This window comes from Limimonas halophila (genome assembly GCF_900100655.1).
GTDB lineage: Bacteria > Pseudomonadota > Alphaproteobacteria > Kiloniellales > Rhodovibrionaceae > Limimonas > Limimonas halophila.
On the sequence record NZ_FNCE01000002.1, the window covers coordinates 320754 to 333616 of the forward strand.

At 69.9% G+C, this 12863-nt stretch carries 12 protein-coding genes; 10 read left to right on the plus strand and 2 right to left on the minus strand.

Annotated elements, in window-relative coordinates; translation table 11 throughout:
- The first annotated feature begins 7 nt into the window (after positions 1-7).
- The 9 genes from BLQ43_RS04480 (at position 8) to BLQ43_RS04520 (ending at position 9383) form a co-directional block, all read left to right on the plus strand.
- Complete coding sequence (locus tag BLQ43_RS04480; protein ID WP_090018922.1) at positions 8-802, plus strand: FAD binding domain-containing protein; 795 nt, start codon at positions 8-10, stop codon at positions 800-802.
- A 117-nt stretch (positions 803-919) separates the two neighbouring features.
- Positions 920-3742, plus strand: a complete 2823-nt coding sequence (locus BLQ43_RS04485; RefSeq protein WP_090018923.1) for an intermembrane phospholipid transport protein YdbH family protein — start codon at positions 920-922, stop codon at positions 3740-3742.
- Positions 3743-3809: 67 nt separating this feature from the next.
- A complete protein-coding gene (locus tag BLQ43_RS14820; RefSeq protein ID WP_245659441.1) occupies positions 3810-4001 on the plus strand; it encodes a YnbE family lipoprotein in 192 nt (63 codons plus the stop codon).
- A 15-nt stretch (positions 4002-4016) separates the two neighbouring features.
- Entirely contained in the window at positions 4017-4361 is a 345-nt protein-coding gene (locus BLQ43_RS04495) for a YdbL family probable chaperone protein (protein ID WP_090018924.1), read from the plus strand.
- A gap of 112 nt (positions 4362-4473) precedes the next feature.
- Entirely contained in the window at positions 4474-5406 is a 933-nt protein-coding gene (locus tag BLQ43_RS04500) for an AAA family ATPase (RefSeq protein ID WP_090018925.1), read from the plus strand.
- 16 nt (positions 5407-5422) lie between these two features.
- Positions 5423-6676: a vWA domain-containing protein gene (locus BLQ43_RS04505; RefSeq protein ID WP_245659442.1), complete on the plus strand. Its 1254-nt coding sequence runs from the start codon at positions 5423-5425 to the stop codon at positions 6674-6676.
- Positions 6655-7005 (plus strand): XdhC family protein, encoded by a 351-nt coding sequence (locus BLQ43_RS04510; RefSeq protein WP_090018926.1) that lies wholly within the window; start codon positions 6655-6657, stop codon positions 7003-7005. The genes BLQ43_RS04505 and BLQ43_RS04510 overlap by 22 nt, the downstream gene beginning before the upstream one ends.
- Complete coding sequence (locus tag BLQ43_RS04515) at positions 7002-7739, plus strand: XdhC family protein (RefSeq protein WP_090018927.1); 738 nt, start codon at positions 7002-7004, stop codon at positions 7737-7739. The genes BLQ43_RS04510 and BLQ43_RS04515 overlap by 4 nt, the downstream gene beginning before the upstream one ends.
- Positions 7740-7742: 3 nt before the next feature.
- On the plus strand, positions 7743-9383 hold the full coding sequence (locus tag BLQ43_RS04520; protein ID WP_090018928.1) for an NTP transferase domain-containing protein: 1641 nt from the start codon (positions 7743-7745) through the stop codon (positions 9381-9383).
- On the opposite strand, the gene BLQ43_RS04525 is transcribed toward BLQ43_RS04520, so the two are convergent.
- Both BLQ43_RS04525 and BLQ43_RS04530 read right to left on the minus strand, forming a co-directional pair.
- On the minus strand, positions 9359-10204 hold the full coding sequence (locus BLQ43_RS04525) for an alpha/beta hydrolase (RefSeq protein ID WP_090018929.1): 846 nt from the start codon (positions 10202-10204) through the stop codon (positions 9359-9361). The two genes, BLQ43_RS04520 and BLQ43_RS04525, sit on opposite strands and share 25 nt — an antisense overlap.
- 56 nt (positions 10205-10260) lie before the next feature.
- On the minus strand, positions 10261-10680 hold the full coding sequence (locus BLQ43_RS04530) for a bactofilin family protein (protein ID WP_176758517.1): 420 nt from the start codon (positions 10678-10680) through the stop codon (positions 10261-10263).
- 623 nt (positions 10681-11303) lie between these two features.
- Here BLQ43_RS04530 and BLQ43_RS04535 point away from each other — a divergent pair.
- Positions 11304-12836, plus strand: coding sequence for a sensor histidine kinase (locus BLQ43_RS04535; protein WP_090018931.1), 1533 nt, complete (start codon positions 11304-11306; stop codon positions 12834-12836).
- The last annotated feature ends 27 nt before the right edge of the window (positions 12837-12863 follow it).

Below are 12863 nucleotides of genomic sequence, written 5' to 3' on the forward strand. Positions count from 1 at the left end.
CGGCGCCATGTACGAATTCGACTACCACAAGCCCGGCAGCCTCGAGGAAGCGGCCAAGCTGCTGAGCAGCGAGGAAGACGCCTCGCTCATCGCCGGCGGGATGACGCTGCTGCCCACGATGAAGCAGCGCCTCGCGGCGCCCACATCCGTGATCGACCTCAGCGGTATTCCAGGGCTGAAGGGCGTCAGCACCGAGGGCAACAGCGTGGTCGTGGGCGCCATGACCACCCACAACGAGGTCGCCTCGGACGCGACCGTGCGTTCAAAAATTCCGGCTTTGGCGGAGCTTGCCGGCCAGATCGGGGACGCCCAGGTGCGCAACCGTGGCACGATCGGCGGGTCCATCGCCAACAACGACCCGGCCGCCGACTATCCGGCCGCGATCGTCGGCCTGGGCGCCACGGTGCGCACGAACCAGCGCGAGGTCGCGGCGGACGACTTCTTCGAGGAGTTGTTCGAGACGGCGCTGGAAGACGGGGAGATCGTCACGCAGGTGGTCTTCCCCGTGCCGGAGAAAGCGGGCTACCGGAAGTTCCACAACCCCGCCTCGCGCTACGCTATCGTCGGCACCTTCGTCAGCAGCGGGCCCCAGGGCACGCGCGTGGCCGTCACGGGCGCCGGCCCGTGCGTCTTCCGTGTGCCGGAGATGGAGCAGGCGCTCGCCTCGGCGTGGAAGCCGGAGGCAGTGGACGGCATCCGCGTCAGCGCGGACGAGCTGAACACCGACCTGCACGCCAGCGCCGAGTACCGGGCCCACCTCGTGACTGTCATGGCCCGCCGCGCAGTGCAGGCCGCGGGCTAAAAACCGGGGCAAAACCATTTTCCCGACGCCCGGGGCGGTCCGCCGTCCCGGGCGTTTGCTTTGCCGCCCACGCCCACCCATGCTTGCGCCATCCTACGCGAACCGGGTTTGTCCCCGATGCGGCACCTCGCGCGCACGCTTGCCGGCGTTGTCCTGATCCTGGCGGTGCTCGTTGTCAGCGCTGTCATCTGGCGCACGCAACTCGCCGAGGTCGCCGGCACGCGCTGGCTCGCCGCGCAGGGTTTTGGCAAGGCCGACTTCGCCGTCAAACGGCTCAGCCTGTCCCACGTGGTGGTGACGGACGTGGACCTGGGCTCCGGCGCACCGCAGGCCGAGCGGATCAGCGCCACGTTTACCGCGAACGACCTGCTGCACGGGACACTAAAATCACTCGAAATCAGGGGCTTGCGCGCCACGGTCGATCCGCTGAGCGGCGACCGCTCGCCGTGGCTTCCGCGCTCGACGGGTGCCACGACCGCGACGGAGACGGAGACCGGAGATGGCGCCTGGTCCCACAGCCTGCCGCGCATCGCGCTCCGCGATGCCAGGATCGTGGTTCAGGTTCCCGGCACGCCGGACATTCCCGTTCAGTTCCAGGGCCAGCTGCGCCCCGAGAATGGCTTGGCCGTCACCTTCGAGGCGAACGCACGCGAACGCTTCGCCCAAGCCCGGCTGGAGGGCACGTTGACCGACCTCGCCACGGAACCCAGCGGCCAACTGGACGGGGCCATCAACGCCGACTTGGCGACGCTCCCGGTGGCGTGGCGGAACGCCCTGGCGATCCCAACCGGCCGGTTTTCGCTTCGGCTCCGACACGAGGGGCGGCTGCCGGCCCTCCAAACCTTGACCGGGCCCGAGCGGCGCATCCCCGATACCGGCCAGCTGGAAATCACGGCCAAACTGCGCGACGCCACGAGCGAGCCCTATGCCGAGGGGCTCACCGCTTCGGGAACACTGGCCGCGCACGCCACGGACGGCGAGCTGCGCATCACAGCGCCCGATCCGATCACGCTCCGTACCGAAGGCGGGCGCGCTGCAGCCTGGGAACGGCTCGGGCTGCCGGACGAGCTTGCCCGCCTCTTCACGACGAAGACCCGCACCGAGATTACCCCGCGCGAAGCCGGGGCGCCGCTGCTGCGGGTGCGGCCGGTGGCGGCCGGGTGGCGGCTGGATGCGGCCGCGGCGGCAAGGGGTGAGATCGGGACCACCGGCGGTCTGGCCGGCGGGGTCGACGCGGTGGCCATGCTGGACGCCGACCTGGGCCTGCGCCGGGCCAAAGCCGATCCCGTGACGCTCACGGCCACGGGCCTGCCGCTGCCGTGGGGCGCCGTGAACACCGCCACGTATCGCGGGACCGCGGCGCTCACATCGGGCACGTACACCGCGAGGGGCACGCTTTCCGCGACGGCGGCATCGGCGCGGATCGGCGAAGCAAGCGCGCGCGACATCCGGATGAAGGCCCCGCTGACCGCGCGCTTTGCCGGCGGCGACGACGCGGAAATCGCGCTGCGCGCGCCCGGTTGGTTACACCTCGTCGAGGTCACGGCGCCGGGCGGGGTTTCCGTGGCGATGCCCGAGCGCATCGCTGTGCCGGACGCCTCAGCCGCGCTGAGTCCGGCGGGCGTGCGCGTCAGCGCCGTCACGCGGCCCGGAACGATCCGGATCGGCGACACCATCCGGACCAACGGCGGCCGCATCACGGTTTCGGTGGCGCAAACAGGCAGCGGTCTGCGGCTGGACGGGGCCGTGTCCGACGCTTCGGCCACGGTACCGGGCGCCGCACTGGCCGCGCGCGGAATCTCCGGCACCGTGGCGATGCCGCCCGGGGCCGCGCCACGCGGCGACCTTACCGTCGCATCGCTCCGCCACACGGCGGCAACGCCGGCGTTCAAGCCCCTGAGCATCAATGCAGCGGTGACAGCGAGCGAGGGCGCGTACCGCTTGGACGGCGCCGTATCCTTTGCGGACGCGACCCTGGAGGTGCCGGTCGAAGGCCGCTTCGACCCGGCCACGGGGACGGGGCGGCTCCGCGTGCCCCCTACGCCCATCCGCTTCGCGCCGGGCGGCCTGCAGCCGGCCGCGCTCAGCCCGCTGCTCGCCGACGCGACCAAGGTTTCCGGCACGCTGACGCCGGCGGCGACGCTCAGCCTGGGCGCGAACGGCCTGTCCAGCACGGGCGAACTCGCCATCGACGGGCTCGACGCCACTCTGCCCTTCTGCACGATCAGCAACCTCAACGGCACCCTTGCGCTGGACAGCCTGGTCCCGCCACGCACCGCCGGGGTGCAAACCGTTACCGCCGACACGATCACGGCCGCGTTGCCGCTCGCCGACGTGGAAGCCCGCGTGCGCCTGGATGCCGCGGCCAACGGCAAGCCGATCGTTCATGTGGCCGAAGCCACTGGAAAGCTCGCCGAGGGCGAGGTGTCGCTTCGCAACATCGTCTGGACCCAGAGCGCGACCCGCGTGGACGCGCCGGTCCACATCAGCGGCATGTCGCTGAGCAAGCTGATCGAGGAAATCGGCGTCGAGGATATCAGTGGCACCGGAAACCTGGTCGGCACGATCCCAGTCCGTGTCGAAGACGGTGCGGCGCTGGTGGACGACGGCACGCTCAGGGCGACCGGACCGGGCCAGCTTCGTGTACGCCTCGGCGCGGCGGAAAGCCTCAAGGCCGCCGGCGGCGAGCATGTCACGCTCATGCTGCGGGCCCTGGAGAATTTCCAGTACGATGTTCTATCGATTGGCGTTAACCGGCCGACGCCCGGAGAGATGAAAGCGACCGTGACGCTTGGGGGGCGGAATCCCGACGTGCTCGACGGCTATCCCTTCCGCTTCAACGTCAACATCTCGGGCGACATGCGCCCACTCCTCGAAGCGCTCCGGCGCGGGCGCGCGCTGTCGGCGGACTTGCTGAACAACGCGATCTCCGTGCAATGACCGCTCCCCCTTGCCGTGTTCGGGCGGCGGGCGCATCCTTCCGTAGCGGTTATGGAGGCTGGCCGGCGTGACTCGTGCATCCATCCTGATCGCCCTGGCGCTGGGTCTGGCATCGGCGGCGTGCCAGCCAACGGTGCGCATGCAAGCGCCCGAGGAGCCCATCACGATCAACCTCAACGTGAAGCTGGATGCCGAGGTGCGCGTGAAGCTGGAAGAAAAGGCCGAGCAGGACATCGAAAAGAACCCGGACATCTTTTGAAGGATCGCATCCAGGATGTTGGTGCGCCGTCATCTTTTGGCTCTCGTTCCGGCCGTGCTGCTGGCAGCGGTCGCTGCGCCGGTGGCTGGAACGCCGTCGCTGGACAGCCTGCGCGCCCAGGGCGTGATCGCCGAGCGCTACGACGGCTACGTGGAGATCCGGGTGGACGACCCACCCAGCGGCGCCAAGCAGGTGGTCGACCAGGTCAACGCCAAACGCCGCCAGATCTACCAGGAACGCGCCAAGAACCAGGGCGTCGCGCCGGAGGCGGTCGGCAAGGTCTACGCCGAACAGATCGTGGAGCGGGCGCCCGACGGCACCTACTTCAAGAAGCCGGACGGCAGCTACGTCCAGAAGTAGCGCCGATGCCGGCTTGTGAGCCGCAAGCCGGCGATGCGACCGCGTCCCGACGAGCAAAGGCGCCGTGGTCGCCGCGGATGCCACACGCGGCCAACCGCGAAACGAGGGCCGGATGACGCGCACGCTGCCCCAGTCCGTCGACGCCACCCAGGAGCTCTTGAAGGACGGCCAGTACGTCGCCGACCGCAGTCTGGCGACCGTCCTCTACCTCTCGCTCACGCTGGGCCGGCCGCTCTTCCTCGAAGGCGAGGCCGGCACGGGCAAGACCGAGATCGCCAAGGTGCTCGCCGCGACCCTCGGGCGCACGCTCGTGCGCCTGCAGTGCTACGAGGGCCTCGACGTCGCCTCCGCGGTCTACGAGTGGAACTACCCGAGGCAGATGATGGAAATCCGCATGTCGGAAGCCGTGGGCGACCGCGACCGGGAGCAGCTCGCCGCCGACATCTTCGATGAGCGCTTCCTGATCGAACGCCCCGTCCTGCGCGCCCTTAAGCCGGACATGGCCGGCCCGCCCGTGCTGCTGATCGACGAGCTGGACCGCACGGACGAACCCTTCGAGGCCTATCTGCTGGAGGTGCTGGCCGACTATCAGGTGACGATCCCGGAACTGGGCACGATCAAGGCGCCGGAACCGCCGATCGTCATCATCACCTCCAACCGCACGCGTGAGATCCACGACGCCCTCAAGCGCCGCTGCTATTACCACTGGGTGCCCTACCCCGCGGCGGACCGCGAGCTGGACATCCTGCGCGTGAAGGCGCCGGGGGCCCCCGCGGAACTGTCGCAGCAGGTGGTCGCCTTCGTGCAGAAGCTGCGCGGCATGGACCTCTACAAGCAGCCCGGCGTGGCGGAGACGCTGGACTGGGCCGACGCCCTCACCCAGCTCGACAAGGTCGCGCTTACCCCCGAGGCGATCGACGACACCCTCGGCACCCTGCTGAAATACCAGGACGATATCGCCAAGATCGAAGGCAGCGAGGCCCGGCGCATCCTGGACGAGGTCAAGCAGGAACTGACCAGCCAGGCCGCGCGCTCGGCCTCCTGATCGCGGGGAGCGCCCGGTGACGGCCACGGCGCACAACAACCGCACCCCCGAGCCGGCCGGCAGCGACGGCCGCCTGGTCGAGAACCTGATGCTGTTCGCGCGCACGCTGCGCGCGGCCGGCCTGCCCGTCGGGCCCGGGCGCGTGCTGCAGGCCGTGGATGCCATGCGGGCCGTCGGTATCGACCGGCGCGACGACCTCTACTGGGCGCTGCACGCCGTCTTCGTGAACCGGCGCGAGGAACACGCGCTCTTCGATCAGGCCTTCCAGGTGTTCTGGCGCAACCCGCGCCTGCTGGACCGCCTGCGCCAACTGGTCCTGCCGGAAACGCCCGGCGGCGCCGAAGAGAACCAGGACCGGCGCGAGATCGCCCGGCGGCTGGCGGAAGCCCTCTCATCGGGCAGCGAGCGCGACACCGCGCGCGAGGAACGGGAAGAGATCGAGATCGACGCGGCCGAAACCTGGTCGCGCGAGGCGGTGCTGCGCACCATGGATTTCGAGTCCATGGGGCGTGCCGAGATCGAGGACGCGAAGCGTGCCATTGCCCGCTTCCGCCTGCCCGTCCGGCCCATTCGCACGCGCCGCCACCGCCCCGCCCAGCATCCGGGGCAGGCGGACCTGCGGCGCACCATGCGGGCCGCGCTGCGCGCCGGGCGCGACGACATCCCGCTGCAGTGGCGGCGCCAGCGCCACCGCCCGCCGCCGCTGGTGATGATCTGCGACATCTCGGGCTCCATGGCGCAGTACTCGCGCATGGTGCTGCACTTCATGCACACCGTCACGCGCGACCGCGACCGGGTGCACAGCTTCGTCTTCGGCACGGAACTGACGAACATCACCCACCACCTGCGCCATCAGGACGTCGACGAAGCGCTGGCGAAGGTGGGCAGCACGGTCACTGACTGGGAAGGCGGCACGCGCATCGGGCACTGCCTGCACACCTTCAACCGCCTGTGGGCGCGCCGCGTGCTCGGCCAGGGCGCGGTGGTGCTGCTCATCACCGACGGCCTCGACCGCGACAACGCCGAGGGCCTGCGCGCGGAGATGAAGCGGCTGCACAAGTCGGCGCGCCACGTGCTGTGGCTCAACCCGCTCTTGCGGTATTCCGGGTATGCACCAAAATCCCTGGGAGCCAGGGCAATGCTGCCGTACGTCGATGACTTCCGGCCTGTGCACAACTTGGCGAGCCTGAGCGAGTTGGCGGACGTGCTTAGCGCGCCCATCGAGCACCGGACCAGCGGGATGGCGGCATGGCGGGCGATGATCGCGTAACGGACAGTGCCCTTCCCGAGGGCGACGAGCTGGCCACGGCCCAGGCCTGGCTGGACGCGGGGCGAACGGTCGCGCGCGCCACGGTGGTTTCCACGTGGGGGTCCTCGCCGCGGCCGGCGGGAAGTCAGCTGGTGGTCGACGAGACCGGCAACATGGTGGGCTCGGTCTCGGGCGGCTGCATCGAGGGCGCCGTCGTGCACGAGGCCAAGCAGGCCATGAAGACCGGCCAGCCGAAGCTGCTGGAATTCGGCGTCAGCGACGAGCGCGCCTGGGAGGTCGGCCTGGCCTGCGGCGGCACGGTCCACGTCTGGGTCGAGAAGGTGGCATGAAACGCGCGGTTCTCGACACGCTCCAGCAGGCGCGGGCGCACAAGCGCCCTGTGGCGCTGGTCACGGACCTGGAGACGGGCCACGCCGCCGTGTACGACGACGGCGAGGTGGTCGCGGGCAGCCTGATGCTGTCGGCACCGGCCCTGCATGCCGTGGCGAATGCGATCCAGCGCGACCGCAGCGGCCGCCTGCCCGATCCCAACGACCACCTGATGGTGGAGGTCTTCAACCCGCCGCTGCGGCTGGTCGTCGTGGGGGCGGTGCACATCGCCCAGGCCCTGGCGCCCATGGCCCAGATCGCGGGCTACGAGGTAACCGTTGTTGACCCGCGGCGCGCCTTCGCCACGGACGCGCGCTTCCCCCGGGTCGCCATGCGCCACGACTGGCCGGACGAGGCCCTGCAAGCGCTCCAGCCGGACCGGCGCACGGCCGTGATCACGCTCACCCACGATCCCAAGCTGGACGACCCGGCCCTGAGGACCGCGCTGGCGAGCCCGGCCTTCTACATCGGCGCGCTCGGTTCCACGCGCACGCACGCCAAGCGCCTGGAACGGCTGGCGGACGAGGGCTTGAGCGACGATCAGCTCCGCCGCATCCACGGGCCGCTCGGCCTGCCACTGGGCGGCCGGGCACCCGCGGAAATCGCCATCGCCGCGCTTGCCCAGATGACGCAGGTGCTCCACGGCGCGCCGCCGCTGGAAAAACGCGCTTCGGCCGATGCCGCGGCGGACTGAGCCATGCGCTTCGGCACCGTGTCCGTCGCCGAGGCCGAGGGAACCATCCTCGCGCACAGTCAGCAGGTCGGCGACACCACCTTCAAGAAAGGCCGGCATCTTTCCGCCGCCGATGTCGTGGCGCTGCGCGCGGCGGGCGTGAACGCCGTGATCGCTGCGCGCCTGGAGGACGGCGACCTGGACGAGGACGCGGCGGCGCGGCGCATGGCGGAGGCGTGCCAGGGCGCCAACATGAGCGCGAGCACCGCCGCCACCGGCCGCGTGAACCTCTTCGCCGAGCACGACGGCGTGCTGGTATACGACCGCACCGCGCTGGACCGCGTGAACGGTGTGGACGAGGCGGTCACGATCGCCGCGCTGGAGCCGTACGCGCGCGTCGGCGCCGGCCAAATCGTGGCGACGATCAAGATCATTCCCATCGCCGTTCCCGCCGCCACTGTGGCCCAGGCGGCCGAGATGGCGGCGGCCCAAGCGCCTTCTCTGCTCCGCGTCGCCCCCTTCCGGGCCCGGTCGGCGGGGCTGGTCCAGACCACCCTCCCCGGTACGCGGGACAAGGTGCTGGCCAAGACCACGGAAACCGTGCGCACGCGCCTGGAGTCGCTGGGCAGCACGCTGGCCGCGGAAGAGCGGACGGCGCACACGCCGGATGACGTGGCCGGCGCCCTCTCCCGCCTGCTCGGGCGCGGCTGCGACCTCATCCTCATGCTGGGCGCCTCGGCGACGGTGGACCGGCGCGACACCCTGCCCGCCGCGATCGAGCAAGCCGGCGGCACGGTCGAGCGCTTCGGCATGCCCGTCGATCCGGGGAACCTGCTGGTGCTTGGGTACCTGGAGGGCGCGGCGGTCCTCGGCATGCCGGGGTCGGCGCGCTCGCCGCGCATCGGCGGCAACGACTGGGTGCTGTGGCGGCTGTGCGCCGGCTTCGACGTGACCTCGGCCGAAATCGCGCGCATGGGCAGCGGTGGGCGCTTGAAGGAGATCCACAGCCGGCCGTTGCCGCGCACCCACGCGGCGCCCGCGTCGACGAGCGCCCCCCGAACACCGCCGCGCATCGCCGGGCTGGTGCTCGCCGCCGGGCAATCCCGGCGGGCCGGCGACCACAACAAGCTGCTCGCGGCGATCGACGGCACGCCGCTCGTGCGCCGGACCGTGGATACCGTGCTCGCCTCGCACGCGAACCCGGTCACGGTGGTAACCGGCCACGACCGCGAGGCCGTCGAGGCTGCGCTGAACGGCGCCGAGGTCGCGACCGTCTACAACCCCGACCACGCCAGCGGCATGGCCAGCTCGCTGCGCACAGGGGTCAAGGCGCTGCCGCCGGACATCGACGGCGTCGTCGTCGTGCTGGCGGACATGCCCGATTTGACGGCCACGGTCATCGACCGCCTCGTGGCCGCTTTCGCACCGGACCACGGGGCGGCCATCTGCGTCCCAACTTGGCAGGGCAAGCGGGGCAACCCGGTGCTGTTCGCCAAGCGGTTCCTGCCCGAGATGCTGGAGATCGAGGGCGACGTCGGCGCCAAGCCGCTCTTGCACGCGCACGCTGAGGCGGTGCGCGAGGTTGCGATGCCGGACGCCGGCATCCTGCACGACCTGGATACGGCCGAGGCGCTCGCCGCCTACACGCGCTCCAGCGCCGGCTGAGCCGCCCTGGACGCGTTCCCACCGGCAACGCGCGCCAGAAAGCGCAGCGTCGCCTCGCGGCCGCCCTGGTCCCAGACCCCGGTGTGGCCCGCGCCGCGGACGGAATGCCACGTTTTGGGCGCATTCGCCGCCGCGAAGAGCCGCTCGCCCAGGTCCGGCGGCACCACGCTGTCCGCGGTGCCGTGCAGCATGAGCAACGGCGCCGTCACCGTCCGGATGCGCGCCCGCGATTCGAAGCGGTCCCGCACCAGCCGCCGGGCCGGCACGTACCAGTAGTGGCGCTGCGCCACATCCGCGATCGCGGTGAAGCCGCCTTCCAGGACCAGGCCGGCTACCGGGCGCCGGGCGGCCAGCGCGGTCGCCACGCCCGTGCCCAGAGATTCGCCGTAAAGGACGACGCGCTCGGGCGGGATGCCGAGGACGGCCAGACGCTCCAGCACGCTTTCGGCGTCGGCGATCAGGCCGGCCTCGCTCGGTTGCCCGGGATTGCCGCCGAACCCCCGGTAGCCAACGACCGCGACGTTCCAGCCGGCAGCGTGCAGGGGGGCGAACTTGTCCAGGCGGTGACCCAGATGGCCCGCGTTGCCGTGACAGGCGAGCACGCCAAAGTCGGCCGAGTCAGCGGACGCAAGCGCGTGGCGGAGCGTCACGCCGTCGGCCGTACGCGTCCCGATCGACTCGTACGGCGCGCTCAGGCGGGGCGGTTCGGGGTTGGGCCGGTACAACAGCCGACGTTGGCCGAGATGAAGGCCGGAGACCAGGAGGCCGTACAGCCCCATTCCCGTGGCCACGGTCCAGGCCACGCCCGTCATCAGGCTCATGCGCGGCTCAGCCCCTGGGTATGCGGGATCCCCGCCCAACCCCTTGTGGCACGGGATCAAACGAGTTCCGGCGTGCGGTCGCGGTCGACCGCCGGTCCGGCCGTCGGTGGATCGTTCTGCAGATCCTCCGTGGCCGCCTCGGCCGGTGGCGGAGCCTGCGCCGGTGCGCTTGTCCGTGCAATATCGCCGGAGATCTCGCCGCCGGCCTCCACCACCAGTTCATCATATCGGACCGTGCCGGTGACGACCCCCGTGGCGGCCACCGTCAGGCGGCCGGCCACCGTCAGGGTTCCATCGAACGTGCCGGCGATGGTGGCGAACTCGACATCGACCCGGCCGGTGAACAGGCCGCCTTCGGCCACCTCCAGGCTGCCGGACGGCAACGTGGCGTTGGCCCGGCCATGAACGATGACGTGCCGGGTGTTGTCGATGGTGCCGCGGAAGCGAACGCTGCGGCCGATCACCAGTTGGCCCATGGGCGTGTCGCCACCAGCATCGGCACGGGCACGATCAGCCCCGCTGGTTTTCACGCCCCCGCGCGCGTTGACGGCTCGGGCCGGAACACCGGGAAGAAGCCGGCGGGGCGGCTGCGGCTCGGTGGGGCCTTGTTTCGAGGAGGACGTTGGCGTGTGAGACACCGTCGCGAACCTCTCGCTCTCGTTTCGCATGGGGATCGGGATAACGGCCCAACCGGGTCGTGGATACAACCATGCTGTGGCCAATGTGTGGCAAATTCGGCTGGCTGTCCGGATTTTTGCGGAACAAAGGAAACTCGAAGCACGTTAAGATTTTAGGCTTTATTAACGGCTTTCGCTGATGCTCGTGATACGATGGCGTGGCGGCGCCGCCTTCGCTTTGCCTGCCACCCGCTCGAGCTTGGAAGGCCGGGGGATGTCGAACGAGCTCACGCCGAGAACGCCGCACGCGAGACCGGCTGAATGGATGCCCGTGACGGTCGGCGGACGCGATCGGTCGCCATGGATGGACAAACCGGCTTCTGGATGCTCATCTCGCGCGTTGGACGATCTGTCTTGCCGATTTTCGCGTGCGCCAGGAGGCGTGATTGGTTCCGCCCACGCTGCAACAGGCAGAACCGGTGATGGCGCGCTTTGATCCGCGCCGGGCGCTGCGGCGGCTGGCGATGCCCGTGCCGCGCCTGCGGTCGATCCGCGCCAACTTTCTCGCCATCAACATTCCGCTCATCGTGGTGGCGATGCTCACGCTCTTCGGGCTGTACGAGTACACCGCCTACACGCATGCCCGGCACGAGTTGCAGCAAAAGCTCCAGCGGATACTGGACAATCAGTCGGCTGTGCTGAAGGAGTCGCTCTGGACGCTGGATCACGAGCGCATCCGCCTCATTCTCACGGCGGCGGGCGCGGACCCAGACATCCGCGGCGCCGCCGTCTACGACAACATGGGCAACATGCTGGCGGCGGTGGGCGAGTTCGACCGCACACGGATGCCGCACCTCGTCGCGTCCAAGGACATCGTCTACGAGCGCCACGACGAGCGCCGCGTGATCGGGCAGTTCACCGTCGCCTTGACCAACAAGCGACTGGAAGCCGCGGCGGCGGAACGCCTCGTTTGGGCAAGCGTCCTGGCCGCGCTGCTGTTGCTCAGCGCCATCGTCAGCGCGCTCCTCGCGAATCGCTGGGTGATCGGCATCCCCCTGCAGCGGCTGCTGAATTCCATCGCGCGCACCGAGAAACGCGGCGGCCGTCAGGCCGTGCAATGGGACAGCAACGACGAAATCGGCGCCGTGGTCAAAGCCTTCAACCGCATGCAGGCGCACCAGCAGCGCTACGAAACCGAACTGCGGCGAGCACGCGACCACCTGGAACGCCGCGTTGCCGAACGCACGGCGGAGTTGGCACGCGCCCGCGACGCCGCCGAAGCGGCGAACAAGGCCAAGACCGGCTTCCTTGCCAACATGAGCCACGAACTCCGCACGCCCTTGAACGCCATCATCGGCTTCGCGGAGGTGCTCGAAAACGAGGTGATGGGCGAACTTGGGCACCACCGCTACAAAGACTATGCGAAGGACGTGCGCGAGAGCGGGCAGCACCTGCTCGCGCTGATCAACGATCTACTGGACCTCTCCAAGGCCGAAGCCGGGCACCTGGAGCTGAATGAGGACGAGGTGAATCTGGGCAGCGCGGTGCGCCAGAGCATCGCCATGGTGAAGCCGCGCGCTGACAACAGCGGTGTTCAGCTCACGGAAACCATGCCGGAGCAAACGCCGGTCCTCTACGCCGATCAGCGCAAGCTCAAGCAGATCCTGCTCAACCTCCTGACGAACGCGGTGAAGTTCACCGAAAGCGGAGGCGAGGTCCGCGTGTGCGTGGACTGGGCGGGCCAAGAGCCGGTACTGTCCGTTCAAGACAACGGCATCGGCATCGCCAAGGAAGACCTGGACCGGATCATGCAGCCCTTTGCGCAAGTCGACACCTCGATGAACCGGAAGTACGAAGGCACCGGGCTGGGCCTGCCGCTCGTCAACTCCCTGGTCGAGCTGCACGGGGGCACGATGACCATCGACAGCACGCCCGGCTCGGGCACGCGCGTCGAGATCCGCATGCCGACCGACCGGGTGATCCGGTATCGGGAGGATCAAAAGGCCGCGTCGTGAGCGCGGCTCGCCGCGCGGGCTGGAACA

What these genes read in the sequence shown, in the direction of transcription:
- BLQ43_RS04480 (WP_090018922.1), top strand. Translation starts at nt 8, where the DNA reads ATGTACGAATTCGACTACCACAAGCCCGGCAGCCTCGAGGAAGCGGCC.
- BLQ43_RS04485 (WP_090018923.1), top strand. Translation starts at nt 920, where the DNA reads ATGCGGCACCTCGCGCGCACGCTTGCCGGCGTTGTCCTGATCCTGGCG.
- BLQ43_RS04495 (WP_090018924.1), top strand. Translation starts at nt 4,017, where the DNA reads ATGTTGGTGCGCCGTCATCTTTTGGCTCTCGTTCCGGCCGTGCTGCTG.
- BLQ43_RS04500 (WP_090018925.1), top strand. Translation starts at nt 4,474, where the DNA reads ATGACGCGCACGCTGCCCCAGTCCGTCGACGCCACCCAGGAGCTCTTG.
- BLQ43_RS04510 (WP_090018926.1), top strand. Translation starts at nt 6,655, where the DNA reads ATGGCGGGCGATGATCGCGTAACGGACAGTGCCCTTCCCGAGGGCGAC.
- BLQ43_RS04515 (WP_090018927.1), top strand. Translation starts at nt 7,002, where the DNA reads ATGAAACGCGCGGTTCTCGACACGCTCCAGCAGGCGCGGGCGCACAAG.
- BLQ43_RS04520 (WP_090018928.1), top strand. Translation starts at nt 7,743, where the DNA reads ATGCGCTTCGGCACCGTGTCCGTCGCCGAGGCCGAGGGAACCATCCTC.
- BLQ43_RS04525 (WP_090018929.1), bottom strand. Translation starts at nt 10,204, where the DNA reads ATGAGCCTGATGACGGGCGTGGCCTGGACCGTGGCCACGGGAATGGGG.
- BLQ43_RS04530 (WP_176758517.1), bottom strand. Translation starts at nt 10,680, where the DNA reads ATGGGCCAACTGGTGATCGGCCGCAGCGTTCGCTTCCGCGGCACCATC.
- BLQ43_RS04535 (WP_090018931.1), top strand. Translation starts at nt 11,304, where the DNA reads ATGGCGCGCTTTGATCCGCGCCGGGCGCTGCGGCGGCTGGCGATGCCC.